Annotated in this window: 25 protein-coding genes and 1 pseudogene; 7 read left to right on the plus strand and 19 right to left on the minus strand. The window is 66.9% G+C overall.

Going from position 1 to position 26,905, the window contains the following annotated elements:
- Window positions 1–216: 216 nt before the first annotated feature.
- Complete coding sequence (locus ACWEWT_RS12895) at window positions 217–1,569, plus strand: lipase family protein (RefSeq protein WP_452558610.1); 1,353 nt, start codon at window positions 217–219, stop codon at window positions 1,567–1,569.
- Between the two features lie 92 nt (window positions 1,570–1,661).
- Here the strand turns inward: ACWEWT_RS12895 and ACWEWT_RS12900 are convergent, their stop codons facing one another.
- Window positions 1,662–2,189, minus strand: a complete 528-nt coding sequence (locus ACWEWT_RS12900; RefSeq protein WP_452558612.1) for a MarR family winged helix-turn-helix transcriptional regulator — start codon at window positions 2,187–2,189, stop codon at window positions 1,662–1,664.
- Between the two features lie 100 nt (window positions 2,190–2,289).
- Here ACWEWT_RS12900 and ACWEWT_RS12905 point away from each other — a divergent pair, with 100 nt between their 5' ends.
- The gene (locus tag ACWEWT_RS12905) at window positions 2,290–2,634 is read left to right on the plus strand and encodes a DUF1801 domain-containing protein (RefSeq protein ID WP_452558614.1); all 345 of its coding nucleotides are present in this window, start codon (window positions 2,290–2,292) and stop codon (window positions 2,632–2,634) included.
- A gap of 40 nt (window positions 2,635–2,674) precedes the next feature.
- Here ACWEWT_RS12905 and ACWEWT_RS12910 read toward each other — a convergent pair whose 3' ends face one another.
- From ACWEWT_RS12910 to ACWEWT_RS12925, 4 genes are all read right to left on the minus strand, one after another.
- Window positions 2,675–3,190 carry a hypothetical protein gene (locus ACWEWT_RS12910; RefSeq protein WP_452558616.1) on the minus strand — a complete coding sequence of 172 codons (516 nt, stop codon included), beginning with the start codon at window positions 3,188–3,190 and terminating at the stop codon, window positions 2,675–2,677.
- An 816-nt stretch (window positions 3,191–4,006) separates the two neighbouring features.
- Window positions 4,007–5,413, minus strand: a complete 1,407-nt coding sequence (locus ACWEWT_RS12915; RefSeq protein WP_452558618.1) for a lipase family protein — start codon at window positions 5,411–5,413, stop codon at window positions 4,007–4,009.
- A 537-nt stretch (window positions 5,414–5,950) separates the two neighbouring features.
- Complete coding sequence (locus ACWEWT_RS12920; protein ID WP_452558619.1) at window positions 5,951–7,147, minus strand: lipase family protein; 1,197 nt, start codon at window positions 7,145–7,147, stop codon at window positions 5,951–5,953.
- A gap of 517 nt (window positions 7,148–7,664) precedes the next feature.
- On the minus strand, window positions 7,665–8,600 hold the full coding sequence (locus ACWEWT_RS12925) for a helix-turn-helix domain-containing protein (RefSeq protein ID WP_452558621.1): 936 nt from the start codon (window positions 8,598–8,600) through the stop codon (window positions 7,665–7,667).
- Between the two features lie 212 nt (window positions 8,601–8,812).
- Between ACWEWT_RS12925 and ACWEWT_RS12930 the strand changes: the two genes are divergently transcribed.
- Together ACWEWT_RS12930 and hsaA are read left to right on the plus strand one after the other, a co-directional pair.
- Window positions 8,813–9,706, plus strand: a complete 894-nt coding sequence (locus ACWEWT_RS12930; protein ID WP_452558622.1) for an IclR family transcriptional regulator — start codon at window positions 8,813–8,815, stop codon at window positions 9,704–9,706.
- Between the two features lie 302 nt (window positions 9,707–10,008).
- A complete protein-coding gene (hsaA, locus tag ACWEWT_RS12935) occupies window positions 10,009–11,175 on the plus strand; it encodes a 3-hydroxy-9,10-secoandrosta-1,3,5(10)-triene-9,17-dione monooxygenase oxygenase subunit (RefSeq protein WP_452558623.1) in 1,167 nt (388 codons plus the stop codon).
- Between the two features lie 37 nt (window positions 11,176–11,212).
- Here the strand turns inward: hsaA and ACWEWT_RS12940 are convergent, their stop codons facing one another.
- Window positions 11,213–11,998 (minus strand): SDR family NAD(P)-dependent oxidoreductase, encoded by a 786-nt coding sequence (locus ACWEWT_RS12940; protein ID WP_452558624.1) that lies wholly within the window; start codon window positions 11,996–11,998, stop codon window positions 11,213–11,215.
- Between the two features lie 439 nt (window positions 11,999–12,437).
- Between ACWEWT_RS12940 and ACWEWT_RS12945 the strand changes: the two genes are divergently transcribed.
- Window positions 12,438–13,130 (plus strand): MspA family porin, encoded by a 693-nt coding sequence (locus ACWEWT_RS12945; RefSeq protein ID WP_452558625.1) that lies wholly within the window; start codon window positions 12,438–12,440, stop codon window positions 13,128–13,130.
- Between the two features lie 64 nt (window positions 13,131–13,194).
- Complete coding sequence (locus tag ACWEWT_RS12950; protein ID WP_452558626.1) at window positions 13,195–13,851, plus strand: MspA family porin; 657 nt, start codon at window positions 13,195–13,197, stop codon at window positions 13,849–13,851.
- 135 nt (window positions 13,852–13,986) lie between these two features.
- On the opposite strand, the gene ACWEWT_RS12955 is transcribed toward ACWEWT_RS12950, so the two are convergent.
- From ACWEWT_RS12955 to ACWEWT_RS13005, 11 genes and pseudogenes are all read right to left on the minus strand, one after another.
- Entirely contained in the window at window positions 13,987–15,441 is a 1,455-nt protein-coding gene (locus ACWEWT_RS12955; protein WP_452558628.1) for an MFS transporter, read from the minus strand.
- A 357-nt stretch (window positions 15,442–15,798) separates the two neighbouring features.
- On the minus strand, window positions 15,799–16,191 hold the full coding sequence (locus ACWEWT_RS12960; protein ID WP_452558629.1) for a hypothetical protein: 393 nt from the start codon (window positions 16,189–16,191) through the stop codon (window positions 15,799–15,801).
- A gap of 3 nt (window positions 16,192–16,194) precedes the next feature.
- A complete protein-coding gene (locus ACWEWT_RS12965; protein ID WP_452558630.1) occupies window positions 16,195–16,848 on the minus strand; it encodes a hypothetical protein in 654 nt (217 codons plus the stop codon).
- A gap of 207 nt (window positions 16,849–17,055) precedes the next feature.
- On the minus strand, window positions 17,056–19,173 hold the full coding sequence (locus ACWEWT_RS12970) for an oxidoreductase (protein ID WP_452558834.1): 2,118 nt from the start codon (window positions 19,171–19,173) through the stop codon (window positions 17,056–17,058).
- 398 nt (window positions 19,174–19,571) lie between these two features.
- A complete protein-coding gene (locus ACWEWT_RS12975) occupies window positions 19,572–19,895 on the minus strand; it encodes a hypothetical protein (RefSeq protein ID WP_452558632.1) in 324 nt (107 codons plus the stop codon).
- Window positions 19,896–20,689: 794 nt separating this feature from the next.
- A pseudogene (locus ACWEWT_RS12980) lies at window positions 20,690–21,619 on the minus strand (3'-5' exonuclease); the annotation flags it as partial.
- Window positions 21,620–21,659: 40 nt separating this feature from the next.
- Window positions 21,660–22,187: a hypothetical protein gene (locus ACWEWT_RS12985; protein WP_452558634.1), complete on the minus strand. Its 528-nt coding sequence runs from the start codon at window positions 22,185–22,187 to the stop codon at window positions 21,660–21,662.
- 38 nt (window positions 22,188–22,225) lie between these two features.
- Window positions 22,226–23,599, minus strand: a complete 1,374-nt coding sequence (locus ACWEWT_RS12990; RefSeq protein ID WP_452558636.1) for a hypothetical protein — start codon at window positions 23,597–23,599, stop codon at window positions 22,226–22,228.
- 6 nt (window positions 23,600–23,605) lie between these two features.
- Window positions 23,606–23,902: a WXG100 family type VII secretion target gene (locus tag ACWEWT_RS12995; protein WP_452558637.1), complete on the minus strand. Its 297-nt coding sequence runs from the start codon at window positions 23,900–23,902 to the stop codon at window positions 23,606–23,608.
- Window positions 23,899–24,183 carry a WXG100 family type VII secretion target gene (locus tag ACWEWT_RS13000; RefSeq protein ID WP_452558639.1) on the minus strand — a complete coding sequence of 95 codons (285 nt, stop codon included), beginning with the start codon at window positions 24,181–24,183 and terminating at the stop codon, window positions 23,899–23,901. The genes ACWEWT_RS12995 and ACWEWT_RS13000 overlap by 4 nt, the downstream gene beginning before the upstream one ends.
- 371 nt (window positions 24,184–24,554) lie before the next feature.
- Entirely contained in the window at window positions 24,555–25,043 is a 489-nt protein-coding gene (locus ACWEWT_RS13005; protein ID WP_452558641.1) for a DUF4265 domain-containing protein, read from the minus strand.
- A gap of 158 nt (window positions 25,044–25,201) precedes the next feature.
- Here ACWEWT_RS13005 and ACWEWT_RS13010 point away from each other — a divergent pair, with 158 nt between their 5' ends.
- Window positions 25,202–26,374 carry a molybdenum metabolism regulator gene (locus ACWEWT_RS13010; protein WP_452558643.1) on the plus strand — a complete coding sequence of 391 codons (1,173 nt, stop codon included), beginning with the start codon at window positions 25,202–25,204 and terminating at the stop codon, window positions 26,372–26,374.
- Between the two features lie 11 nt (window positions 26,375–26,385).
- Here the strand turns inward: ACWEWT_RS13010 and ACWEWT_RS13015 are convergent, their stop codons facing one another.
- Entirely contained in the window at window positions 26,386–26,544 is a 159-nt protein-coding gene (locus ACWEWT_RS13015; protein ID WP_452558644.1) for a hypothetical protein, read from the minus strand.
- The gene (locus ACWEWT_RS13020) at window positions 26,541–26,864 is read right to left on the minus strand and encodes a hypothetical protein (RefSeq protein ID WP_452558645.1); all 324 of its coding nucleotides are present in this window, start codon (window positions 26,862–26,864) and stop codon (window positions 26,541–26,543) included. The genes ACWEWT_RS13015 and ACWEWT_RS13020 overlap by 4 nt, the downstream gene beginning before the upstream one ends.
- Between the last annotated feature and the right edge of the window lie 41 nt (window positions 26,865–26,905).

A 26,905-nucleotide genomic window follows, 5' to 3' on the forward strand; every position in this document is an offset into this window, starting at 1 on the left:
CGGTCCTATGAGGTGAACAGGTTCGAGATGTGCTGCCCGACTGTGGAAATCGCCATTCATTGCGGGCAGATGGTCTCCCGGCGACCCGCACCATGGCGAAAACCACAGTGGTAGAGACGATCCGCTGTGAGTGCCCATCAACCTCGTCGGTCGACGGACGATCGAGGAGAGCGCTGCCGATACTGAGGGAACTTCTTCGAATCGAGGGTTGAGGTCGTGAAGTCGCTTCTGGCAGTCGTGGTGACTGTGTTCGTCGGTTGTGCGTCGTCGTTCGGGTCGGCGGCCACTGCGTACGCGGATCCGCCGGACGGTGCCGCGGTGCCGGAGGTGCCGGATCCGGCACCGATACAGGAATGGATCGACGAAACGATCCCCGCTCCCACGCAACTCGCGGCGGGTGATCCCGAAGTATCCCTGTGGCGCGGGGTGCTGCCCTCGGGAACCGACGATCCGATCTTCGACGCCTGGCCCGCCGGTCTCGAAACACTGTCACCCGGTCGGATCATCGAAACGCGGGATGTCACCACGACGACTGCCGCGAGAATGGCGACGCCCATCTCACGCGCGACGTTGCTGAAGTTCCGGTCCACCTCCGCGTCGGGCGGTCCGTCGTTCGGAACCGCGACCCTGATCGTTCCGGCGACGCCGTGGACCGGGCCCGGCTCCCGGCCGGTGGAAGTGAACGCGATGCCGATCAATTCGCTCGGATCGCATTGCACTCCCGGATTCCAGTTGTCGCACGATCTCCTGGATCGGCCCAACACCGATTTCCCGGTCTTCCTGCCGTCGGTCTGGTGGGCGCTGAGCAAGGGACACGCGGTCCTCATGCCGGACCACGAAGGTCCGCTGATGGCCTACGCCGAACCCACTGTCGCCGCCCATGTGATGCTCGATGCGATCCGTGCCGTCCGCGGGTACGCGCCCGCGGAATTCGGCGCCGGCCGATACGTGGCCGTCGGCTACTCCGGTGGTGCCATCGCCGCCTATGCGGCGGCCATGCTGCTCGACGAGTACGCGCCGGAACTGGCGGGTGTGCTGACAGGCGCGGCGGCCGGGGGCCTGGTCACCGACAACGCGAGCGTGGCCCACCAGTTCAACGGCAATATCTCCTCCGGGATCCTGTTGACGGTGGCGCTGGCGGTCGCCCGCGAACACCCCGAGATCCTGCGATACATGAATCATCTCGGGCAGTGGGTGGCGACTTCGCCACTGCGGGATATCTGCGGTGATGCCTCCGGGCCCCTCGGTGTGGTCGGTATCCCGATCGATGTCGCGGCGAATACCGCGAACGCGCTCGATACTCCGTTCGCCGCGCGGATGTTCGAGCGCTTGGACCTCACCGGACGAACGTCGGCAGTACCGCTGTACATCTACCACGGCTTACACGATCCGTGGATTCCGCTCGACGACGCACAGCAGATGTTTCGGCAGCAGTGTGGTCGCGGGGTGGCCGCTGTCTTCCGGGTGGTGGGTGGCGAGCATCTGATCGGTTATGTCACCGGCTATCCCGAACTCGGGGGCTGGATCGATGCCCGTCTGCGCGGTGAACCGGCACCGCGCGAATGCTGAGTCGCTGGACCGGCCGCTGTCGAGAACTCGCCGGCCGGTGCGATTCCGATCGGCGGATGGTGGTGTGCGCACCGGTGCCGGGCGGACAGCCGTTACTCGGACGCTTGATCGGCCGGGGTCTCCAGCGTGTGCAGCAGGGTGCGCAGGAGGTCTTCGAGGGCGGCCTGCCCGGTTTCGGGGAGCGCGGCGAGCAGTCGCGTGACATTGGCGGTATGGGCGGTCATCGCCTCGTCCACTGTGGTGTAGCCCTTTTCGGTCAACCGGACGTGGAAGCTGCGCCGGTCGTTGGGGTCGAGGGTGCGTTCGACGAGACCGGAGGCGACCAATCGGTCGACCCGGTTCGTCATGCCCGCCCGCGTGAGCAGTAGCGCGGCCGAAAGTTGTGAGGGGATGAGGGTGTAGGGCTCGCCCGTCCGCCGCAGCGTCGCCAGAACATCGAATTCGCCCGGCTGGAGTCCGAATTCGGCGAAAATCCGTTCCTGTGCCGGGCGCAGCAGCAGGGCGGCCCGGCCGAGGCGGCCGACGATCCCGATCGCGGTCAGGTCGAGGTCCGGGCGTTCGCGTGCCCACGCTGCTACGACGGCGTCGACGGAGTCGGGTTCGGGGGTGCTCTCACTCATGGCTCCACGGTATTCGACATCTGATAGTTTGACATCTAACTATCAAATATGTGACCATTTTCGCAGGCCGTCATTCGGCCCCGCTGCCGAGGAGGACACCATGAACGACGAAGTCACCCGCTACATCGACGGGTTGCTGCCGTGGCAGATCGATGTCTGCCGGCGATTGCGTGCCATGATCCACACGACGATTCCCACCGTCGACGAGCAGATCCAGTACGGGAAACCCCACTTCTCGAAGAACGGTCGGCACGCCGCGGTGATCCATGTGGCGAAGAGCAAAGTGTCCTTCATGGTGTTCGACGCCGCCGCGATCGAGGCGGTCCCCGGGGTACTCAGGTCGATGGGCAACGGCGACCGCAAGACCGCCGATATCGTCGAGGGGAGCGATATCGACTTCGAACTGCTCGCCACGGTTCTGGCCCGGGCGAGCAGCGGCCGCTGAGCGACCCGTCGATCGACAACAGCGGCGCTCGCTCGTGCCGCTAACTACCGCGGGTGGGCCGACCGGCCGCTACCCATTTCCGGTGACGTTTCACCGTGCGGTCGAAGATCCAGGAGATCTCCTGCCCGGTACGCCGGGTCAAGGCCAGCTCGCTCATATTCGTGGGATCGTGGAATGCCGTCCACATCGGGGAGTCGACGACGCACAGGGGTTCCGGGCGATCGGGTGGGTTCGGTGGCAGCAGCGCCCAGATTCCCTCCAGCGCCCGGCGAAAGGTCTCACCGACGAAGTAGATGAATCGCACACCGATTTCGAGGTTCTCCTCGGCGACCATCTCGTCGAAGTCCGGATAGCGGCGGAGCATTTCGTGCTCCACTGTCACCAGACCCTCGCGGGTCCAGAGGTGGCCGCCGAGTTCGGGGACATCGTTCTCGACGAACTCGGTCTCGACGGCTTCCTGTTGCATCTGCAGCCAGGCCCGGAACTGTTCGTCGTTCTGGATCTGTCGGTACTCCGGCGTATCCCGGACCGTCGTCGGGTCACCTGTCGAGGGCATAGATTCTCCATTTCCGCGTTCCTGTGAGCTTATTTCACGAGCAACGTGGCGACGAAGTCGTGACGCTTCCGGGGATCCCCGATCGGCGCGGGTTCAGCGGCGGCGCGGGCGGAAAGGTGTACCCATGTGCCCGCCGAAAGCGCTGCTGCAGTTCACCACTGCTGCGCAGCACTGTCGGGTTCCACTCCATCGTCGGCCGTACCGGCGGATCGGCCGGGATGCCGTCCTGCCAATTGCGTGGATCCGCGGGAAACCGGGCGGGATCGTTCAGAATTCGGAGAGCGGCGCTGTAGCCGATCACCAGGGTGGCCGGTACGCGGCGCCGGTTCGATGGGGACCAGCGCGCCGTGGCTGTCCCGTACGGCGGCGTAGGCACGGTGCGGATCGCTCGCGAATTCCTCGGAATAGATACTGTGGCGGGGCCCCACCCCGCCGGAGGGTTCGCCGTGGATCATCGAGCGGCTTCGGGCGAATGCCGCCCCTGACATACCGAGATGTAGTGCACGGTCGGAGACGAGGCTCCGACCGGGGAACAGATACTCGCCGAACCCGATCACTCTCCGGCGCCGGGTGCGCCGATCCCGTTCGCAGAACAGCGCTGCTCTACGAACAATTTCGCCGATTCCCACATATCGCCCGGCGATGTCCGCGTCGAGTCCTCCGCTGTGCAGTCATAGGTATCGGCCCCGTGGACGGTACCGGCCGCGGGAAAGCCGCACGGGAGCTTCTGATCACCGTTCGAAGACAGATCTCCCCGCGCCTTCCGGCGCCGAGCGAAGAACTGCCCCGGCCGGGTCGGCGAAATCGCCGCAACGATCAGCACTCACTGTGCGCCGGGATGCCGCGCAGGCGCTCGTCCAGCCAGATCATCGCCTCGGGATAGCCCAGGCCCGCCGCGATGACGTGCTCGCCGGGCACGCTGCGATACACCGCGGTGACGCCGAGCGCGCACTGCTCGCGATAGAGGTTGCGCGCACCCTCGGCCGGGATCCAGAACTCCTGTTCGCCGTTGTAGATATAGAGCGGCGCCGCCGACGCGAGCCCTGCCATCCGGGTCACCTCGTATATATCGCGGGCCAGTGTCGAGCGCAGCGGGTCGGCGATATTCGCGGCGATATCGATCGGCAACAGCAGTGCGCCGGGCAGGGCGAAAACGCTCACACACTGGTCTTTCATCGGCGAGGTGGTCACCCACTGGGCGAGATGGTTCATCCGGGCCAGGATCTCGGGCCGTTCGCGCGCGATCCCGAAGACGGCTGCCATGAACACGCCCGACGCCAGATTGCCGTTCATACTGCGGGCGAGGATCTCGAAGTCGGCGGGCACTCCGCCGAGGGCCGCACCGGCCAGTACCGGTGCGAGATCGGGTGCGTAACTCTCGATCAGCTTCACCGCGCCGTGGGTGGCGATGGCGCCGCCGGAGTAGCCGGCCATGGCGAATCTGCTCGCGCCGAATTCGTCCGCCCGCCAGCCGCGTACCGCGCGTACCGCGTCCAGGACCGCATGGCCCGCGACATAGGGTTCGGCATAGGCCATCAGCGGACCCTCGTGATCCGGTATGAGTACGGCGTAGCCGCGCAGTGCGGCCAGATGAGTGGTCGGCGGTACGAAATCGGTGAGCGCGGTGCCCGATGAGAGACCGTGCGCCAGCGTGTAGCTCGGTGTGCAGTGCCGGCCGAGTGCGTCGATGGGGAGGTTGTTCACCAGCACCGGCCGGGCGCCGGGCACCGGAGCCGGGGTCACCGGAATCACCAGGGTGGCCGTGGCGAACGACGGGCGATCGTGTGCGTCGGTGGTCCGGTATTTGAACAGCAACGCCTGCTGGATCGGTACCACGATCAGCGGCGCGGCCGAAGCGGTGATATCGCGGACCTCGAGCACCGCACCCGGCGCGAAATCGGCGAGGTTCGACGGCCAGTGATCGAATATCGGGTCGCCGACCGGCGCGGGCAGTACCGCCTGGCGCAGCGCGGCCAGTCCCGGTGCCATCGCCTCGGTTTCCTCCAGCGGCACCGGCCGGGCCGGTGCCACGATCGGCGGGGGCGGAATCACCTGGTCTATCCACTGCTGGATACCGGGGAGGATCGCGCCGGGCGCGGGCAGTGACAGCGCGGGCAGTCCGGCGATCGGTAGGCCGGGCGGCGCGGGTGGCTGGGCGGCGGCCTGCCCGGTGAGCAATGCCATGGTGAGCATCGCGAGAATGCCGGCACGGAAACATCTCATGGCACACATCCCTGGGTGCGACGGAAATATCCGGCACCCGCAGAGATACGGCTTCTATCCTCCGAAACGTCCCCTGTGATACCGGGTCCAGGCGCTCAGGTTACGGGGCCGGACGTCTTCCATAGTGATACATCACAGAATCGAGACGCCCCGTTGCTGATTCGAGACAACATGCCCGCCGAGCGGCACGTTCGGCGAGCGCGGTCGCGGTGCGCCGGAACGGTTGCCGCCGTGGGTGTCATCGCCTCGCGGGAGGTCGTTCTCGGCGAGCGCGACCGACCGGTGCGGATTCTCGAGGACCGCAGCCGGGACCGGTCTGCCCAGGGTCCGCGGGATGGGTATCCGGACCGGATGAGGTCCTTCCGGGGAACGTATTCGCCCGCACCTGCCTCGCGGCGGTGGCGGTGGGGCTCGGTGAACGGCAAACCGGCCGCACCTCGGTGCGGCCGGTTTGCCGAATGCGGATATTGCTGTGCGCGAACCTACTTCACCCCTGCTCCGCCGATTCCCGGTCGAGGGAAACGGCGATCGCTCCGATCATCGGGCCGCGCAGGTATCGGTGGTGGGTTCGCCCGAGAGTGCGGCGGCCACGAATCGCTGTGCGTCTTCCAGTGAGCCGGGGACGGTCGCCCGGTGGTCCTGGCCGTCGTAGATCCGGTAGTCGACCGTCGCACCCCTGCCACACAGTGTGTCGACCAGTGCGTCCGTACTCGGTCCGGTGACCAGCGTGTCCGCGGTGCCCTGGGCGATCATCACCGGCACCTCGGGCACGGTGACGGACGGGTCCTGTTCTTCCAGATACTGCGTCAGGGCGCCGAAGTCGGCATCGGGTTCGAAGATCTCGGTGGCCGGTACCGGCGGAACTTCACGGATCTGCGCCACACAACCGGTCCGGGCCGCCTGCAGCATCGGCCGGGCGGCCGGTGTGAACAGTTTGCCGGGATCGATCTCCGGCCGGACGACCTGCGCACCCAGCACGATGAGCGGCAGGAAGGCCGCGGCGGCCTCGGCGCCGGGCCGGCCGCTGTCGACGAATTCGACCATTTCGCTCAGGCCGATACCGCCCGGCGCGATGGCGACGGCACCTTTCAGCGACAGCTCCGGCTGCCGGGCCGCCGCGTACTGGGCGGTGAACAACGCGGCCTGGCCGCCCTGGCTGTGTCCGGCGGCGACCCAGTCCGTACCGATCGAATCGTTCAGCGAACGAGCCGCTTGCACGATATCGGTGACGGTGTTCGCTTCGCCGATACCGTTGATGTACGGATGTCCGCCGGGGGTGCCCAGGCCCTGGTAGTCGGTCTGGACAACGGCATATCCGCGCTGGATCCAGGTGTCGAGGACCTGGGTCACCGGGCCGAGATAGTCGTGGGCCAAGCCGGTTTCGGTGTCCCGTGAGGGTGCGCAGGGATCGGCATACCCCGTTGTTCCGTGGGCCCAGCTGATCACCGGCCATCCCGTGGCGGGCGGAGCCGACCGGGGTACGGCGACGGTGCCGGATACGACGATCGGCCGCCCGTGCGCGTCGTCGGAGGTGTAGGTGATCAGATCTGTTCGCGCGGCGCTCGGTAACGCCGCGACGGTGGTCAGTGGCTGAGCGCCGAGGAGCTTTCCGCCGGGAATCAGGGGGGCGGCCGGGGCGACGCCGACCGCGCCACCGGCGACGGTGATCAGGACCGCGCTGGCGACTACGACGGCCGCTGTGTACAGGCGACGTGCCGAGCGGTGAATGAGCATGATTGTCCTCCGGAACCGGAATTCCCGATGAGCTGAGCGCCGGGCCGTGGGCCGTGCTCGGCGGTGGTCGTGTCGTCGCCCGGGAGCACCGATCGGTGCTCGGCGGATTCGGACCTGTCCGTACCGGGTGGGGTGTGGCGCCGAATCGGTGGCGTGGCCGGTGATCCGGACAGCCGCCGACCGGAAGTGCGTGCCTCCGGCGAGATCACTGCGATCAGCGGAACTGTCCAACGTACAACCACACTTTCCGGCGCCGGGGCTGTTGGTCGAATATTCGACCGACCCGGTAGATTGTGTCGGCGGTCACGGTACATCCGGTCGAGCGCACGGGTCAACCCCCGATTGCCGGTTACCCGGCGGACAACCCGGTCGGCGACGGGATTCCGCCCACGGTCGCCGGTTCCTGTGCCGGGGGCGCGATGACCGCGTGAGGGAACTCGACTCGGCCGACCGCGAGATCGGCCCGGTGAGCTGTTGGACAACGATTCGCCGAACCGTGGGGTCGCGGCGGTGCGGCCTACCGGTGCGGGTTGCGGCCGCCGAGTTCGGTCGTGATGGTGTCCGCCGCGGCTTTCAGGGCGGATCCGCGTTCGGCTATCTCGGCCACCGTGAGGTCGGTCTGCACATTGACGGCCAGCAGTAACGCTTGGTCACCCGCCCGGTCGAAGGTCGGTGCCGCGATGACCCCGACGCGATGGGTCGAATCCGGGCCGCTCTCCCGCAACTCGTCGTGCAGCAGTACGCGTCGTTGCCCCATGCCCGCGATCAGTTCGGTGATCAGGCCGCGCAGCTCGGGTGAGAGGTCGGGGGCGGTGGCGCTCCCCAGTATCCGGTAGACCCGTTCGAGCGTGGGCGACAAACGCTCGACGAGATATCCGACAGTGCGGCATTCGACCGCCATCCGCCGCAGATCGCCGAGATCGACCCCGGTCGTCCACGTATGTTCCGCTCGCATCTGCTGTTCGAGGGCTTCGTCGGATTGCCACAGCAGGTACATCAGGGCGGTGGGCAGGGCGACCGGAACGATCTGTCCCACGCTGACGCGGGGCCGCGTCCCCGGTGGGGCCGCGACCTCGAGCACCATGAATTCGTCGCCCACGCGGCTCGAGGCGACGCACATGGCGTCGAACCGGCGGCTGAGCGACTCCAGTTGCTCGGATACCACCGGATCCAGCGCGAAATCGCGTTGCGCCGCCCGGCCCGCCGTAACCATTGCCGGGCCCAGCCGGTAGGTCTTCGTATCGGGGTCGCACCGGAGATAGCCGCGGACGGTGAGTTCGGTGAGGATCGCCAGGCAGGTGGGTTTGCTGATCGCGCAGCGCCGCGCCACCTCGGACAACCCCGGCTGCGCACCCTGGTGGCGCACCAGGAAATCCATGATGTCGATAACGCGCGCGGTCGGCGGCGACGCGCTTTCGCCGCGCTGCCCCGCATCTACCGAACGATCAGCCATCGGCCAACCCTAGGTGAGCGGTCGGCGTCTACCGCATACAGCTCGGGTGCCCTAAGGTTCCGCCGGAGTCGTCGGTTGTCGGCGCACGGCGTTGCGGGCCGCGGTGCGCGCGTCCGCGGGGATCTTTTCGGTGACCGGGGTCACTGTTATAATTAGAATTCATTTCAGTTTTTGGCCTGCTCAAAGCAGCGGCCAGGTGGGTTGGAGGCTCGATGGCGATCGTCGATACGAAATCGGTGTCTCCGATACAGAATCCGCGGCGTGATCTGCCGCCGTCGATGGTGGAACGGATGACGCTGATCCTCGACGCGTTCGACGGCCCACCGGCGCGCCTGTCCCTCGAGGAAGTCGTATCCCGCACCCTGCTGCCCCGCTCGACCGTGCACCGGATCCTCGATCAACTCGTCCGGCTGAACTGGGTCGAACACACCTCGTTCGGATACCGGTTGGGCCGGCGGGCACTGGGACTCGGGGGCGGCGACGGCGGCCACGCCCAGATCCGCGCCGCCGCCGCGCCGGTGTTGCACGAGCTGCATATGCGCACCGCGATGGTGGTCCATCTCTCGGTGCTCGACGGTGGTGAGACCGTCTGCCTGGACAAGGTCGGCGGCCGGTTCGCCGCCGCTCTCCCGTCCCGGGTGGGTGGCCGTGGTCCGGCCTACTCCACCGCGGGTGGCAAAGCGATGCTGGCATGGATGGACCCGGAGAATGTCGACGCGCTCTATCGGCGCCGGCTGAACCGGTGCACCGAACGCACTATCGCCGATCTGGTGACGCTGCATCAGGAACTCGATCGCATCCGTCAGCGCAGCGGCCTGGCGTTCGAACGCGGTGAGTCGGTGCGTGGTGTCTCGTGCGTCGGTGCCGCGGTCCGCGGGATCGACGGCCCGGTGGCCGGTATCTCGCTGTGCGGTGACGCCCGCACCATGCAGCTGGAGCGGGTCGCCCCACTGGTCGCCCGTGCGGCCCGCGAGGTATCGCGGACCCTGTACCCCGAATCCGATACACCACGCCGTGGGCGTCGGGCCGCGCCGCAACCGGAGACCACCTGGTCCGCCGAGGCGCTCGACCGCTTGCTGGCGGTTCAATCCGGGCAGTGGCTCTGAGCAGGCGACAGGGTGGGCGGTGACCCGCTCGCGGACCTGCCACCCTGTCGTCGATCGACGGGCCCGCCGCTGCTCCGGCCCCGGAAACCGGCCGACGACCACACCGTGACCGCCGGGCGAATCGGCACCGGCCCGAGCCGGCGGATCGCCGATCGCGCATGCGTCGTCCGTCCCCTTCCGGGGGAGTGGTCCGGCCGTCCGGCGAACGTGCCGGATCCCACTGGACGAGACCGGGCCGGGTGTCCCCGAGAACACCTCCGCATACGATCGCCGCGCCCGGCCGAATCCTCAGGAGTTCCCCGATGACCGACCATGTCCTGTACGCAGTGCGCGAGCTGTTACCGGTGTTCGCCGCGCGGGCGCAGCAGGTCGACGAATCGGGGCACGTCCCCCGCCGGACCATCGAGGAACTGCGGAGTACGGGTGTGCTGGCGATGCTGCAGCCCGGACGATACGGCGGCGGCGAGGGGGATCCGGTCGAGTTCTACCGGATCGTGCGCGAAGTCTCGGGCGTATGCGGTTCCACCGGTTGGCTGACCGCGGTGCTGGGCGCGCATCTGTGGCATCTCGCGCTGTTCGACCAGCGTGCCCAGGACGAGGTCTGGGGTGCCGGCGGATCGGTGCTGGTGTCCTCGGCGTATGCGCCGATGGGGCAGCTGGTGCCGGTGGACGGCGGGTACGAGCTCACCGGTCACTGGAAATTCTCGACGGGTTGCGACCGCCCTTCGTGGGCCCTGCTCGGTGGACTGCTCTTCGGGGCCGAGGGCCGGCCGGTCGACTTCATGACCGCGCTGGTCCCGGCGGCGGACTACAGCGTTCAGAACGGCTGGGACGTGGTGGGGATGCGCGGTACGGCGAGCAACGGGATCACGGTGGACCGGGCGTTCGTCCCGGAGCACCGGGTGGTGCGCAACTACGAAACCGCTCAGCTCCGCGGACCGGGACAGAAGGTCAATACCGGTCCGCTCTACCGGTTGCCGTTCGCCACGATCTTCACCTATGCCGTCACGGTCCCGATCGTGGGTATCGTCGCCGGCTGTTACGAATCGTATCTGGGCGAGCTGCGGGAACGTGTGCGGCTCAGCCTCGGTGGTGGTCGTTTCGCCGAAGACCCGTTCGCCCAGGTGGCCGTTGCCCGGGCCGCGTCCGAGGTCGACGCGGCCACACTCCAGCTGGAACGCAACCTCCGCAATCTATGGGATCTGGCCCGGTCGGGTGCGGAGCTACCGACGTGGATGCGCCTGCGGTCGCGCCGCGATCAGGTGCGCGCCGGTGAACGCAGCCTGGAAGCGATCGATCTGCTGTTCAAGACGGCCGGGGGCAACTCACTGAACCGCGGGAACCCGATCGAGCGGGCCTGGCGGGACGCGCACGCCGGTAGTGCGCACGTCGCCAACGAGCCCGAACGCGCGCTCGCCCTGTACGGCCGGGGTGTGCTGGGCCTGCCGGTGGAGGACAACCTCGTCTGATCCCGGTCGCCGCGCCGCGACCGCCGGGATCCCCCGGTCAGCGCAGCTGGATCATGCCCCCGTCGGCCATCACGGTCTGCCCGGTCATGTACCGCGACTCGTCGGATGCCAGGAATACGACGATCGGGGCGATATCGGCCTCGGGGTCCCCGATTCGCGCCAGCGGCACCTTCGATACGGCCGCGGCGGCCTGATCGGGATGCTCTGCCGCCCAGGCGCGTACCCCTTCGGTCGCGGCGAACGGGCAGACCACATTCACCCGGATGCCGTCGGGTGCCCATTCGTTGGCCGCGACCCGGCTGATACCGCGGATCGCTTCTTTGGCCGCCGCGTACGAGGTCTGCCGCGGCATCCCGTCGAGCCCCGATCCGGAGGCGAAGTTGACGACCACACCGCTCGACTTCTTCAACTCTTCGTAGCAGGCCTGCATGAGATGCACGGTGGGGAAGAAGCCGGTGCCGAACGACAGGTCGAACATTTCGGCTGTTGTGTCCACCAACAGCGCTTGACGGGACGCGTGCGCATTGTTGACCAGGATGTCGACCGCACCGAAAGCGGAGAGCGCGGCATCGCGGATCGTGTCCGCGGCGGTCGGCTGCGAGATATCGATGGGCAGGAACCGGGACCGCGCACCGAGTTCCGCCTCCAGCGCGGCACCGCGTTCGCGGTCGATATCGGCGAACAGGACATTCGCCCCCTCCCGGACGAACACGGTGGTGATCGCGCGGCCGATCCCGGCGGCTCCGCCGGTGACGATCGCGGCCTTGTTCTGCAGTTTCACAGCGCTCCTGTAATAGACGGCATCAGGGATCGATCGGCTCATATTCGCCGCCCCGCACCGTGTTCCGGCGCCGCGGTCCCGATGGCCGGGACCACAGCGCGGCGGCGGACGACGAATACGGGGCGCGCGACGCGGTCGCACCTACCTCTGCCCACCGCCACCGTTCGATCCGGCGGTGAGGCGCCGCCCGCCGGTGCACCGTCCCTGCTCTCGGTGAGTGAGATGCGGTGGGAATGTGACGCAGACTACGCCCACCCTGTGACGGCGGGCACAAACGACCGGTCCGGCCGGCGTCCGGCATTTCACACCACTCGAGTCCGCGGCTTCGGCGAGTTCGAGCTGTGCCTCCCCTGGAACAAGACGAGTGGCTGGCACCGACGGCGCATACCGAGTAGCCGGCCACCGTTCGGCCGGCGCCGACCCGCCGGAACGGCGTCGCCCGACGCAAGTAGTACCGCTTCGATCGAGATGAGGGTCATCCATGACGACAACTGCTCCGGACCGTACGCCGACTTCATTTCTGCGCAACGGTTTACGCCGCGGCGGAATCGGCGCGGTATGCACGGTGGTCGCCGGCCTGGTGATCACCGGGGCCGCTCACGCCGATACCTTCGTCCCGCTACCGGACGGCCGGGAGGCCGCGCCCGGGGCGACCGTCACCCGCACCGGCGAACACGCTGTCGTATCTCCCTCGATGGCCGCCAACGGTGCCGGCCGGGTGGTGTGGGTATCGGGCACCGTCACCGCCGATGTCACCGATACGCCCACCGTCGAACGTCCCGGCCCCTACTCCACTCCCGCGGACTGGCCCGGTACCAACAATTCGTCGACCCACGCCGCCTCGCAGGTGAATACCGGCTATCTGGTCGGCTGCCAGGTCAGCATCGGTGACCGCGCGGTCACCGCGGGGCTGGCCGGCAATCTCAGCACCAACGGCGGCGGGGTGAGCGGTTCCGTCGGTGTCCAACTCGGCCCGGGGGAGGTCGAATTCGTGCAGATCGGGTTCAAGGACATCCTTCGGCCGGGTGTCTACACCCTCGGTTACCGGGACTTCGAAATCGAGATCCAGGGCTGCGGTGGCTATGCCCAGGCCCGGTCCTACACGGTGATCGAGATCATCGGCGATCACTATTCGAAAACCACCCTGTACGGAGCTCCGTTCAGCATCGGCTGAACCGGAACGACCGGCCGCCCCATCCCCGTCGAACCGGAAATCGCATCCGGAGAGGTATTCCGAAATGATCGATCACAAGAAACTCGCCCGCACCGCATTCGTCGCCTGCGCCACCTTCGGGTTGATGCACGCCGGTATCGCCGGTGCCGATACGTTCGTTCCGCTGCCGGGTGGTGCCGTCACCGAAACTCTCGGTGACGGTACCGAAGTCAGGATCCGCATCGTCGGCGAATCGGCCACGATCAGCCCGTCCATGGGCGCCACGCCACTACACCGCAACGCCTGGGTCTCCGCCACCGCCGAGGTCGAACTGTCGGCACCGGCCCGCTCGGTGCGGATCGAACCCGGCTATGTCGTGGGCTGCCAGGTGAATATCGCCGGCGGTGGTGCCAACAGCGGTGCGAACTACAGCTCCGACTGGGCCGGGCAGAGCCCCTCGGCCGGCGCGAGCCTCGGCGGCAACCTGAGTCTCGGGCCCGGTCGAGCGGCGAAGTTCTATCTCCTCGACCTCGAAGGACCCGATGCCTTCGGATCCGAATCGCATCGTCCGTTCAGCCGTACCACCGGTACCCGCGGCAGTGTCACCTGGCGTAACAGCACCATCGGTCTTTCCGGCTGCGCCGGCTACGCCCAGGCCCGGGCGTTCACCGAAGTGGAGGTGGAGACCGCGCACGCCAAGCAGATCGTCACCGTCTGGGGTCTGCCGTTCGGCCTCGGCTGATCTCCCGGAATCCGCAGTGACCTTCCCACCGGCGAGGCGGAAAGGTCACTGCGGATTCGGCTTTCCGCCGGAGCCGCGCGTCGGTGACCCGGTGTGCGCGGCCGCGGGCGGAAAGCCCGGATCCTCACACCACGGTTATGCCGCGGTGGAGCTGGTGTAGGCGGTGCCGCGCCGGATCAGCAGCGCGAGGGTGACGGTGAGAACCGTGCCGACGAGCATGATCGTCACGACCGCGTCGAGACCGGCCGCGGTGTTGACCCCGGCGACAGCGGTCGCCGCCAGTACCGCACCGGCGATCGAGGTGCCGATACCCTGACCGCCGGTGCGGACCACGGCATTCAGCCCGGCGACTTCACTGGTGTTCTCCACCGCCACGGTTTCGACGATGAGGTTCTGCAGCGCGGTGTAGGCGAACGAGGCGCCGACCGAGACACACACCAGCACAACGAACATCCCGGCCATCGAATGGTGGGATACATAGGTGAGAACGCAGCCCACCGTATAGATCAGTCCGCCGATCAGCAGCGAGATCCGGGATCCCACGGTGCGGGTGAGCCGGCCGCTCAGCGGTGTGAAGGCGAAACCGAACATCGCGCCGGCGAAGGTCAGCAGACCGGCATCGGAGGGGGACATACCGATACCGAACGGCCCGTCCTGCGGAGATTGCAGGATCAGCGCGTTGATCATGTTGCCGATACCGAAGGGACCCGCGGCCAGTGTCACGGTGGCCAGCATCGTCAGCGCGAGATGGCGATCGGCGAGTATCCGGACATTGACGATCGGATCCTCCACCCGGAGTTCCCAGCGCACCCACAGCAGCAGGGCGACCACACCGCCGAGCACCAGGCCCAGGATTCTGCCGTCGGTCCAGCCCCAGGAGCTGCCCTTGTTGATACCCAGCAGAATCGCCGCGATGGCCGGAGCGAAGACGAGAGTGCCCACGTAGTCGATCTTCTGCGTCGTCCCGGTGGGTGGGCGCCAGGGCAGGACGAACAGCACCAGTGCGAGCATGCACGCTGCGTACACCGCCGCGACGACGAAGATCATATGCCAGCTGGCGTAGTCGATCATCAGGCCGGCGATATAGGCCGCCGCCGCACCCGCGGCTATCGCCGTTCCGGAGATGACCGCCACGGCAACCGGAATCCTGGCCTTCGGCAGATGTTCACGAGCCAGCCCGACGCACAGGGGGAGAATGGCGCCGGCCACGCCCTGGACGGCGCGGCCGAGGATGATGGTGCCGATACTGTCGCCCAGCGCGCTGATCAGGGAACCGGCGACGGTGGCGGCGAGGATCACGACGAGCACCCGCTCGCGGCCGTACATATCGCCGATCCGCCCGCACACTGCCGCCGCGGCGGCCGCCACCAGAAGGAACGCGGTAACTGTCCAGCCGACCGTGCCGGCGTCGCTGTCGAAATCCCGGATGAGGGTCGGAATCGCGGCGAAGACCATCGACGATTCGAATGCGCTGATGATCTCCACCAGCACCAGAATGGTGATGATCGTGCCCACGGAACGCTTTCTGGTGAAGCGCCCGGGTAGCGGGGCCGGATCGACCGGGGCCACAGGATCTGGGAGTGTCGTCATGGAATTCCTCCAGGGAGCCTTCGTGAAACGGAGGTAGCCTTCGCCACGTCGGCACAGGCTAAAGTGACGCACAGCACAGCAGGTGCGTGGTCTCGTTGGGTGGGAGTCGCCGGACGGCCGGTCCGGCAGCGGTTGGCGGGGACGCTTTCGGTGGCGTCGAACCCGCAGGTACCGCACGAATCCGAGGCTCGTCGGCGCGGCCGGCTCGGCGATCGGAGGCAGCGCGGCGCGCGGTGACAGCCCGCAGCGCAGCGCGAAACGTTCGAACTCCGAGCCGACTTGTGTTCCTGGCCGACCGGTATGTCGCCGCAAGAAACAGCTCCGCGCGGGCAGGCCCGCCGAGCAGCGGCAGGAGGGTCAGTGTTCGAAGTAGTCCTCGGCACCGACATGCGGATGCGGTTCCGATCGAAGGGGATCTCGAACAGCCGCTGTCCTGGGTGCGAGGGATGTGGCGAGCAGTACCAGAGTCGTCACGATCACGATATGCGCGGTGAGTATCACCAGCATGGGGAGAGCGAAGCCCTCGTCGGTGAGAACGCCGTGGTCCCCTACGCAGTAGAGGGTGTAGTTGGTGGAGGTGCCTTCGGAGTCGTGGAAGGTGTCGGAGACGACCATAGGCTCGGTGGCCGGGGCGGAACAGAACAGGGGCGCGGTGAGTTTCGCTTCGCCGGGCCAGATAGCGACGGGCACGACGATGCTGAAGGCACCGACGATGAAGCCGGTCGCGAGGCTGGTCACTACTCGGGGCATCGGCTACACCTGGTCGGCTCGGAGAAAGGCGCCGGTGTGGTCGAATTCGGCGACCACCTCCGAACGGGCGGAGGCCACATTGGCGACGATGCGGATGTCGCGGCCGAAGCGGCTCACCAGAACGGCGGTGACCTGACCGTCCGGTATTTCGCTGCGTGCGCGGGCGGTGTCGACTATGTCCTCGATACGCGAGAGGCCGGGCACCTCGCTCATCGTGAAGTTCTCGCCGTCCAGGTCGTCGGCGGAAGAAACCCGCACAGGGCGTGGGGCACTCAGGTCGCCGAGCGTGAAGGAGTAGTCGTCCAGCACGCGGGGCAGACCGGGCGGCCGGACGCGCAGCCGGACAGTGGGTTCGCGGGCGGTGAAATCGCCGCCGGCGAGAAAGTCGGTCACCTGGGTCGGCTGGTTGTTCACCACGAGCCGGAACTGGGTGGAGTTCGGTGCCGTGAGAAGCATGACGTTCATATCCGGGTCTTCGGCACCGATGCGCTGGGCCAGCGCGGCGATCGCGGCCTGCGGCAGGGCGCTCACCAATCCGCCGCCGCGTGTTCGAATCCGGTCCTCGAATTCCGCGCGGTCCACCGCGCCGAAACATCCGCTGGTACTGCCGAGCACGGCCAGGCACAGCAGAACACGAAACCAGTCGCCACGGCGCATGCCCTGAAGGCTATGCGTTGCGAACCGAACGCGCTCGGGATGCTGCCAGAGTCGGCGCCCGGTCTCTCCCCGGCTCTGACCACCCTCGGCCGGGCGGTGGATATCCAGCTCGTGTTCGATCCCGTCCCGTGCGATCGGGGCACGTATGGCCGGGCGGAGTCCGGCGGCGCGGTGCGCGGTCGTCCTGAGAAGACAGGCCGCCGGAATTCACAACTCGGTCGCGACTTTCCACGCCGTATGGATCGCACCCTGGATGTAATCGACTTTCGCGGCGTCTCCCACCACATGAATTTCGGGAACCGTGCCCACCAGCGCCTCGGCCAGCGGCGCCCGGGCCGACACTTCGGAAGCGACGACCACCATATCCGCCGGTACGGCCGAAACTTCGTCCCCGATGCGGAACTCGACGTGCGCCTCGGTGATCCGTAGCACCGTGGCGCCGCGGTGCAGGCGTACGCCCGCCTCGCCCGCGTGGCGAACGGCGGTCCACCGCCGCGGCATCGCCATCGGCACCCCGAGCTGCCGGCCCTCTTCGAGGAGGGTCACGTTCCGCCCGCGTTCGGCCAGGAACTCCGCGAGCTCCAGTCCGACAAGCGATCCACCGATCACGACGATGTTCTTACCGATCGGCAGATACCGGCGGGTGACGGCGCGGATCGCCGCCGGGCTCCTGGTGATACCGGTGATTTTGCCCAGCTTGGCGATGGTTCGCAGCAGCGGCGATACCTGTGCGACGTCGCCGGAACCGGTCATGAGGGCACGCAGTGTATCGCCGGTGTGCACATGCGGGAGATCGCCACCGGGAATCGCCGGACGCCCGCGCACCGCACCGGTGGCGACGACCACCACGTCCGGGTGCAGCGCCCTGATCGACGGCACGGTGGCCTCGGAGTTCAACCGGATATCGATCTCGGGGCGCTTGACCTGAACCGTCAGCCACTTCAGCAGTTGCTGGTTGTCGGGAGTGGTGAGGCCGGAGAACCACAGGGTGCCGCCGAGCCGGTCGGATTTGTCCAGCACCGTGACCCGGTGCCCGCGTTCGGCGGCCACGCGGGCGGCTTCGAGTCCGCCCGGGCCCGCACCGACGACGACAACGTGCTTGCGGGTGCGGGTGGGCATCAGCGGAAGTAGCGTTTCATCGCCCAGCGCGGGATTCACTGCGCAGAGGGGAGTGTCGTCCCAGAAATTCTCCTGGACGCACACATAGCAGTTGATGCAGGGGCGGACCTGCTCCGGACGTCCCGCTCGCAGTTTGTTCACCAGGTCAGGGTCGGCGAGCAGTTGCCGTCCCATCGCCACGAAATCGGCGGCGCCCGCCGCGATCGCCTTCTCACCGACCTCCGGGAGTACCCGGCCGACAGCGATCACCGGAATGGATACCGCCTTCTTCACCTCGGCCGCCGTCCCGAGATACGCGCCGACCCCGTCGGGCAGCGGGCCGTCGGTGAAGTTGGCGAACGGGTTGCGACCCCACCCGGTGATGTGGAGGGCGTCGGCGCCGGCGGCCTCGAACAGCACCGCGGCCGCCACCGCCTCCGCGGTGGTCAGCGCTCCCTCTTCACCGAATTCGCGCCCGGCGACCCGCACCAGGATCGCGAGTGAATCGCCGACCTCCGCCGCGACCGCGCGGATCACCTCCACCGCCGCGCGCGCCCGGTTCTCCAGCGATCCGCCGTACTCGTCGGTGCGCCGGTTGTCCGCCCTGCTCAGGAAGCCGCCGAGCACATAGCCGTGCGCGACGTGGATTTCGACCGCGTCCCCGCCGGCGTCGCGCACCCGCCCGGCGGCCGCGGCGAAACAACGCACCAGCCAGTCGATATCGTCCTTGGTGGCTTCGTGATACGTGGCCTTCTTACCGCCGGTGACCGCGCCCATCTTCTGGAGCTCGCCGGGAGTGTTGTCCGCCAGCGCGGACAGATCGGCGGCGCCGCCCGGCTCCGACGGAACCAGCAGCGGCCGGCCCTGGACGGTATCGATCCGGGCGATCTTGCCGTGGTGCGTCATCTGTACGCACAGTTTGCTGCCCGCGGCGTGGACAGCATCGGCGAGGGCTTTCAGCCCGGGTAGGAAACGGTCCTCGGAGAGACCGGGTTCCTTGGTGCTCGCGCACCCGATCGGATACGCGACAGCGCAGGCACCGGTGATGATCAGCCCTGTCCCGCCGGCCGAGCGGGCGGCGAAATGGTCGATATCGCCCTGCTCGATCTCACCGTCGTCGCAGAGGTTCATATCCATCGCCGGCATGACCACGCGGTTGGCCAGGGACATCGGGCCGATGGTCCCGGGAGCGAGCAGGTGCGGGAAGGTCTGCGTGCCGATCACGATTAGTGAAGCTAGATCGCCGCGGCGGTCACGTGACGGATCGCTCCCGATCACCGAGACCTCGACCGGACCGCACCCATGTTCGTCACCGTAGCCACCCGCGACCCTGTTCACGGAGGTCGCCGCGCGGCCCGGGCCCTCGGCGCGCCCCTTGTGCGATATCGCCCGGCTGTACCGAAGCCGTCGAGCTGGTCGACGCCGCGATGGTGATGGCGGCGGGACCACGGGGATGCCTCGGTCCGGCAAGACCGGCCCGGCGGTCGGCCGTGCGCGGCCCGGCCTATGTGACGTGCCCTCGTGGGAAGGAGATCCGGTGCGGCGGCCCGGGTCGCTCGGTTCGGTGCTTCCGAATCACTGCCGCATCCGCCGCCGACGGTCCCGTGCAGTCGGGTGGGTGTGAATCAGTAGGTGCTCGGCGCACACGGATTCGGCAGTGCGGAGAAGCTGGCGAGGTCGCAGACACCGCCGGTCAGCATTTGAAAGGGCGTGAGCGCGAGTAGGACGAGAACTCCGATGACGTCGCCGTTCCGGACGGCTCCGACTGCCGACTGGGCGGCCGCCGACCCCGAGTCGGCCATTGCCGAGCCGGTCCCGCCTTCATCCGCGGCGACCGGTGCCGGCCGCGGCGCGGCGGCGGGGGGAGTGGCCGTGGCGACGCCCGCGGTGCCGATCAGAGCGGCCGCCGCGACAGCGGTGACGGTCAGGCGTAGTGGAGTGTGCGTCATTGTTCTCTCCGATGGTCGACGAACGGTGGTGGGTGGATCGGCTCGCGGGTGCGGACCGGTGCCGTGCCGGCGGGATACCGCAGTGATGCTCCGGCCTGCATGGCAAGGACATCAAACTAGGAATAGTCAGTAACTTATCAGGCGCTTGTACTGGTCTGTAGCGATTTGGTCTGTGCCGGATTATCTCCTGGTATTCGGATCATTGACAGGATTAATATGCTTGTATAGGCGTCTTCGGTCGGAATCTGGACGATCAATACTGAAGCTATATCGGTCCTCGGTGCTGTGCTTCTATGAGAATTGATATGAACATCGCCGATTCGGCATCCGACCGAACGGGCTGCCTACGATCTGGACATCAGTCGCCATCGCCTCGGCATCGGGACGGTGACCACCTGGGCCACTCGTACGGCACTCGGCTGACGGCCTCGTAGGGCAGTCTGTTCTCCGACAGCATCGAGCGGACAGTCCTCGACTCTGCGACGGGCTCGACCCAGGAATTGATTCAAACCCTGTACAGCGGGGCCCATGAGGGTCGTGACCGCCAGTTCCGCTTCCGCATGATGAACATCTCCGCCGAGATCGTTCGAGATTCCAGCGTTCACTGACCTGCAGCAGCCCGGCGGCCCCGGCAACCAGTGTGGGCGCCGCTGGGCGCGAACATGCCACCGCGCCGCGGAACGCCGGACGCGACCAACAGATTCTCGGCCTGGGTAGGTCGGCCATCGCGGATCCGGCGATCGTCGATCCGGCCGACGCGCCGGATGATTTCGGCGAGACGGTCTCGGCGAAAGCTACTTCGTGTACAGGCCCAGCAGCTCGGACCGCCGTCCGCTCCAGGTGACCACCACCTGATCTCGCGCCCGGCTGGCCGCGACATACAGGAGCGACCGTTCCCGCAGATCCGCTTCGCCGCGCTCTTCCACGGGGACACCGTTGAAGCCTGCCCGTGAGGGGACGTGAGCCTCGTCGATGCCGGCAAGGATCACCCGGGAGAACTCCATCCCCTTCGATCGGTGCATCGTCATGACCTGGAGGTACCCGGGGACGGGCGGGTTCTCGTCCAGCGCGCGGGCGTCCACCCCGCGCTCGGCGAGTCCACGCACCATCTGGTTGCGGTCGTTGAGGCCGCGGGTGAGGACAGCGATGGTGTTGCGGTCTGCATTGTTGTCCGGCTGCAGCCACGCCTTGATCTGTTCCGCCACTGTGTGGAGTTCGTCGGCGGTCGAATCGTATTGGCGCAGATCGGGCTTCGGCCCGTTGCGCGCCGAGCGGTAGTCTGCGGTGGACTCCTCGCCTTCCTCCAGGTCGTGGTAGTCGGCGCCGTCGAGGATGCTCATGGCCAGGTGCAGGTTCTGCGCCGTCGTCCGATAGTTGAGGGTCAGCCGCCGGGACCGGCCCACGATCTTGATACCCAGACGGCCCAGTACAACGGGCTGTCCGTAGATGCGCTGGTGTGAATCCTCGGCGATGAAAAGGTCGTTCGTGCCTTCGGCGGCCGCGGCGCGCAGCATTCGCCAATGGGTCGCGTGCAGATCCTGCGCCTCGTCCACGAGGACATGGTCGGCGAGATGGCCGGCTCCCGAGTGCGCGCGCAGGCGCAGGTGTTCCGCGGCGACGGCCAGCACTTCGGGGAAGCTGAAGGTATCGTCCATCCGGCTCCGGCGCCGGTAGGCCTCGACGAGTTTCCACACCGCGATCCGCTGTGGCCGCGCGGCGGGTACGGCAGCGACCGTCGGGGTGCACGATGTAGACATCCCGAGACTAATCGTCGGCGGCAACTGTGAGCCGGAGCGTCCTGCCCACCGTGTCGAATGTGATGATCTCGTGAAATTCGGTGTGGATGAACCCGTAATCGTTGACCGCTGAAGCGTCGAGCCGGGGCAGTGTGACTATGTGTGTGGCAGTGCGGGCCGGACCGAACACTTCCTTGTCGATCACCTGGCGTAGCGCGTCCGGTACGACGCCGCACTGATCGACCCAGCGCGTCACCAACGCGATGACGGAATCGGCCGATGCGGGCGTGTAGGAGTCCGGGGAAATCCGGTCGATCCAGTACGGGCCGTGGCGGGTGCCCGCCGGGTCGACCCCGCCGCCGATGTAGTCGTCACGGAAGTATTGGTCGCCGATCAAGGCGGACAGCAGATCGCGATCGGGCGGTGGGGGCGCGGCGATGGTGAACTGCTTGATATCGATCCACTGTCGCGAGGGATTGCCACCCTCCGGGAAGTCGAAGTCCCGGAAGTTGATGAAGGAAGTCCCCTCGTATTCCAGGTTCGCCGATGTCTGCACGCACTCATCCTTGTCTGACGATAGGGGCGACGATCAGGTTACTGACCCGGGATATGCCATCGCTTGATCTGTACCCCGGGAACGTCGTTGAAATCCAGTGTCGGCCCGCCGGACTTGCTGAACGGACGATACGTCACCGTCGACTTCGGGTCACCCGATACCTCCCAGACCTCGATATTGCCCTTGGGGGTGGACTTGACCTGTGGTGGGCCGAGTTTCTCGGTCAGTTCGGTGCGCGCGGCGTCGACTTCCTTCTGGGAGACCATCTGCACGCCGGTCGCGTCTTCGGTACCGATCAGCTTCCCGGATTCGTCGGTGACGACGTCCTTGACGGCCTTGGATTTCTCTTCGGTGGTCTTCGCCACCGAGCCCGATTCCTTGTCTGCGCCGTCACCGGCGCTCGCGTCGTCGTCCAGATTGACACGTAGCGCAATGATCCCGGCGAGGGCGGCGGAGATCGGATTGAGATCAGGGATGGCATCGAATTCTTTGACGATGCCGACGGCGGTCGCCGCGACCGCGGCGACGCCCAGGAGCCGGTAGAGGCGGCTGGCCTGGCAGAGGCCTCGGATGGTGTTGACGGTGGCGGTGACCGTACCGGCGATCCCTGCGGTGCCGGCGGCGAGGCTGCCGCCGAAGCTGAGCCAGGATGCGGCGACTGCGGCCGCGGCTATGACACCGATCTCGATCAGCAGGGTGTTGACCTCGCCGGTGATCTCGTTGCTGATGTCGATGGTGGCGGTGCGGTAGTTCGCCACGGGTGCGGCCATCGACTGCGTGGCGCCGGCGAGTTGGTCCGCCGCCGATTTCAGGGTGTCGAAATGGTTTGTGATGAGCTGCGCGGTGCGCGGCTCATCCATACCGGCGAGCATGCCGGCGATACCGCTGATACGAGAGCCTGCACCGGTGATGCTGGCGTGGCCGGCGAAGGTCGACCAGGTCGTTCCGGCGGTAGCGAGCTTGTCGACATCACCGTTGGCCAACTTGCCGAACTGCTCGACAATCTTGCTCGACAGATTGTCGAAGAACGCCTGGACCCCGCCGTCGTGGCGCAGACCGTTGCCGTTGTCGGCGACCGACGTCGGCAGCTGCACGGAATGGATCATCACCTCCGCTGTCGGCGGGCGTGGCGGGTTGCTCGTGTTCGAGCCCCCGTGGTTGTACCCGATCGCGTACAGCACATACCCGAAGTTCGTCAGCGCGTCTGCCAGGTTCGTACACGTCTGCAACGCGGCCAACGCGTGTGCATCGTATGTTTCGCCCCACTGCTTGCAGCCGGGGGCATCCCCGGCCATGCCCGCACAGTCACCCTTGACCGCGTCGTGCACGGGTCTGTCCGCCGTTCGGAGTTCACCGGCCAGATCGTGACACTGTTCGGCGGCCTCGTAGTAGGTTTCCCAGTTCACCCACATGGGCGGTCACCCGCCGCCGAGCATCTGACGGTTGACCTCGATCGCGCGGGTGTACCGGTCGTGTGCGGCGCGGGTGGCGTCGCTGATATCGGCCATTCCGGCCGCGATCTCGCGAGCACCGACCGACCACAAAGTGTGCGCATCCCGGTACGCGGCGGCCGCGAGTGCCTCCCAGTTTCCGTCCAGGCTCGCGACCTTGTCGTCGATCAGATCGAGCTGTTCGGTGAGATAGCCTGCGAGGTTCGCGAGCCGGAGGACGAGCTGATCGAGATGTTCGAGATCGACCGTGAATTCGGGGTTCATATGTTCAAGCTCGGGAACTGCTGCGAAACGCCGTCGTCGGTGCCCTGATAGGCGTCGGACTGTACGCCGAGTTCCTCGGCCATCCCGTCCAACGCCTGCAGGATCTTCATGCCGCCGTCGCGCAGCTCGGTCCATCCGCCGGAGAACTCGTCCGACGCATCACCGCGCCACCCGTCGGCCAGCAGGGCATCGACCTCGGTACTCGCCGAATCAAGTCCTGCGCGAGAGTTCCTGGCGATATCGGCGACGAACTGCCCGACCGACCGCACCTCCTCCGGCACAACAGTTACACCGCCGACGCCTTGCGGAGTTCCCCTGTATCGACCATGAGCGTGAAATTACCAGACGATTTCTGGGCGCTCCGAGGCCTCGTATCCATCGATCAGGTGGGATTCTGCCCGGTCGCGGATCCTGAGGACCGGCCGGGGGTGATCACTTGTGCTGCCGAACGGGTGAGCCTGCGCTGATCGGTGGTCGCGCCGAACTCGGTTACCGGTGATCGGGCCTGTCCGATGATTCTCGTTCGGCTTCAGCAGATCATCGGCGAGCCCATCGGCGACACCGAGTCGGCGGAAACCTTGTGAGATCACCGATCCAGCAGAGGGCGCAGCCATTTCGAATTACTGTCCTGATCGCCGCGGAGCCCGCTGCCTCACCCTCGAGTTGTGGCTTCCCAGGCCGGGGTGACACACCCTTCCTTCCAGTACCACCATTTCTTTTCTTCACCGTGTTCCAACAGCTCGCGGATCTTCGACAGGTCCGCTTCCGGCGGCACATCCAAGGCGACCATCCGGTACCGCTCGATGCCTTCACCTGTCGCGCCGAGGCGGTGGAAGATATCGAGCACACTCTGCCGGGCGGCCGCCGAGCCGTCGTCCTTCAGCACGATCAGTCGGATGGTGCAGTTCCGCGACCGCCGGACCGTCTCCCCGGCCCAGAGAAGGCCCTCGTCATCCGGCCCCACGGTGACGATGTCCCCGTTGGCGACTCCACGGACGAACCAGGGCGTGTTGTCCAACCGCACCGTGCCGTCACCGAGGTTCACCGCCCACAGGCTCTCGACGCTCGCCGGGGGCCAACCGTCCTCGTCGATGTCCATTCGGAAGTGGACCTTCACATGGTCGTCACTGATGTCGGTCACCGAACCATCATCCACACCGCATCCACTGCACCGGACTTCGGAGCCCGGACGAAGCAAGCGCTGTGCCGGATTGTCAGGACGGGCAGGCTCTTTCTCCGAATGTCTGTGTCTCTTGCTAACTTGTCGCGTTCTGATCCGACAAAGCGACGAGGCGAACTATGGCAATCGGGAACAACATCGGTTTCGAACAGTCCGAGGATGTGAAGTCCGCGCCGGTGCTGTGGAGTTTTCGTTCCGGCGCCGCCGCTTCCGGTGTCGTCGTGGACGAACGGGGCTGCTGGGTGGGCACCGAGAGCGGTGATGTGTTCACCTTGACGCCGGAGGGCGTGGTCACCGGACGGTTCCGACTGCCGGGTGCGGTCGAATGCGTTGTGGCCGACGGCTTCTGGATCTACGCCGCGTGCGCCGACAACCACGTCTACGACCTGTCCGGCACGGTGCCGCGAGTCGCCTACGAAATACCGGCCGAAACCGACATCTACTCGCTCGACATCCATGAAGGCCGCCTCTGTGTCACCGACCGGCAAGGTGTCATCACCGCGATCGATTGGAACGGGGAATTGCTGTGGAGCAATCCCGGCGACGAGGGCGGGGTGATCCAGATCGACTCGCACGCCGTCTACCACGGGCATTCCGCCGGTGTCACCGGATATGACCTGGAAGCCGGATATCGCGTGTGTCACGAGGACACCGATGGCGCGGTCCTGTCCGGCTGCCAGGACGAGAATGCGTTCTACGCGGGCACCGATGACAACTCTGTCGAGGTGGTCGGCAAGAACGAATGGGCGGGGATCGGCTACGTGTGCGATGCGCCGGTGCAGTCCTGCGCCACCTCCCCCGACGGCCGCGTCTTCGCCGGGGACGACTGCTCCTCGGTGTACTGCTGGGACATGTCGCGATGCGGTGCGTGGAAATGGGCCACCGGCTGCGGCTCGGCCTCTTCCATGCAGTACCACGACGACAGGCTGTACCTGGTCACCACCACCGGAACCCTCGCCTGTCTCGATGTCGGCGAGACCGCCTTCCGCGACGCCGAGCAGGGTGTGCTGCCCGAGACGGTGTCGGTGACGGCTCCGGAGATCTCCGCCGTGGCGCCCGGCAACGCCGTCGAGGTCACCTCCGACGCCGGGACCGGCGTTGTCGTCGAATGCGTGCTACAGAACGGCGAGCAGTGCGTAATCGCTGTCTCCCCTGATCACGTGTTGTCCTTGGAGGTCCAGTTCCCCAAGGACCTGTGGCGCTGCGGTGCCCGCTATGTGGTCGATGACGTGGACGAGCCCGAGCGCGGCTTCTTCTACCGAGTCCGCGGCGACATCCGGCAGCTGATCTGACCGCCGACCGGTCACAGGGACGGCCGGTCGTCGGGTGTGTCCGGTGGCCGTGCCCGCCCTCTCGGCACGCGGGTGGTTCCTCGTTTGTCCCGGTGTTCGGGCAGCGTCACCGACAGGATCAGCACGGCGAGTGGCAGGCCGATCGCGATGGCGAATCCGAGCGTGATCACTGTTCGGTCCGGTGCTGTGTGGTGATTGCCGACCCCAGGGGATACCGCTGTGTTCCGGTGATCAGGTCGGCGGCTCGAGTGACCACCCACCACGGGGTGCGCGGCTCGAGGGTGCCGAGGTGGGGGATCACGACCGCGTCCGCGGCGTGCTCCAGGGCGTGCTGGACGGCGATCAGCGCGGCCAGGACGGCGGCGGTATCCGTGTGGACGGTGTGGACGATGGTCAGCCGGTGTTTCCGCGTCAGTCCTTCATATGTGGCCGGGTCGTGGGTGCTGTGCAGGAGGGCAACCGCTCTTGTCGGTGCGTCCGGTTCCGTCACAGTGCTTGCCCCTCCACGATTCGATATGGACGTGCCGAGAC

It is taken from the genome of Nocardia sp. NPDC003963 (assembly GCF_053605105.1).

Excerpts from the sequence above, each read along its gene's own strand:
- ACWEWT_RS12975 (WP_452558632.1), bottom strand. The coding sequence starts at position 19,895 with ATGACGCACACTCCACTACGCCTGACCGTCACCGCTGTCGCGGCGGCC.
- ACWEWT_RS12915 (WP_452558618.1), bottom strand. The coding sequence starts at position 5,413 with ATGAGATGTTTCCGTGCCGGCATTCTCGCGATGCTCACCATGGCATTG.
- ACWEWT_RS12995 (WP_452558637.1), bottom strand. The coding sequence starts at position 23,902 with ATGAACCCCGAATTCACGGTCGATCTCGAACATCTCGATCAGCTCGTC.
- ACWEWT_RS12900 (WP_452558612.1), bottom strand. The coding sequence starts at position 2,189 with ATGAGTGAGAGCACCCCCGAACCCGACTCCGTCGACGCCGTCGTAGCA.
- ACWEWT_RS12905 (WP_452558614.1), top strand. The coding sequence starts at position 2,290 with ATGAACGACGAAGTCACCCGCTACATCGACGGGTTGCTGCCGTGGCAG.
- ACWEWT_RS12910 (WP_452558616.1), bottom strand. The coding sequence starts at position 3,190 with ATGCCCTCGACAGGTGACCCGACGACGGTCCGGGATACGCCGGAGTAC.
- ACWEWT_RS12925 (WP_452558621.1), bottom strand. The coding sequence starts at position 8,600 with ATGGCTGATCGTTCGGTAGATGCGGGGCAGCGCGGCGAAAGCGCGTCG.
- ACWEWT_RS13010 (WP_452558643.1), top strand. The coding sequence starts at position 25,202 with ATGGCAATCGGGAACAACATCGGTTTCGAACAGTCCGAGGATGTGAAG.
- ACWEWT_RS12965 (WP_452558630.1), bottom strand. The coding sequence starts at position 16,848 with ATGCGCCGTGGCGACTGGTTTCGTGTTCTGCTGTGCCTGGCCGTGCTC.
- ACWEWT_RS12920 (WP_452558619.1), bottom strand. The coding sequence starts at position 7,147 with ATGCTCATTCACCGCTCGGCACGTCGCCTGTACACAGCGGCCGTCGTA.
- ACWEWT_RS12945 (WP_452558625.1), top strand. The coding sequence starts at position 12,438 with ATGACGACAACTGCTCCGGACCGTACGCCGACTTCATTTCTGCGCAAC.
- ACWEWT_RS12960 (WP_452558629.1), bottom strand. The coding sequence starts at position 16,191 with ATGCCCCGAGTAGTGACCAGCCTCGCGACCGGCTTCATCGTCGGTGCC.
- ACWEWT_RS12940 (WP_452558624.1), bottom strand. The coding sequence starts at position 11,998 with ATGAGCCGATCGATCCCTGATGCCGTCTATTACAGGAGCGCTGTGAAA.
- ACWEWT_RS12950 (WP_452558626.1), top strand. The coding sequence starts at position 13,195 with ATGATCGATCACAAGAAACTCGCCCGCACCGCATTCGTCGCCTGCGCC.
- hsaA (WP_452558623.1), top strand. The coding sequence starts at position 10,009 with ATGACCGACCATGTCCTGTACGCAGTGCGCGAGCTGTTACCGGTGTTC.
- ACWEWT_RS12955 (WP_452558628.1), bottom strand. The coding sequence starts at position 15,441 with ATGACGACACTCCCAGATCCTGTGGCCCCGGTCGATCCGGCCCCGCTA.
- ACWEWT_RS12990 (WP_452558636.1), bottom strand. The coding sequence starts at position 23,599 with ATGTGGGTGAACTGGGAAACCTACTACGAGGCCGCCGAACAGTGTCAC.
- ACWEWT_RS12930 (WP_452558622.1), top strand. The coding sequence starts at position 8,813 with ATGGCGATCGTCGATACGAAATCGGTGTCTCCGATACAGAATCCGCGG.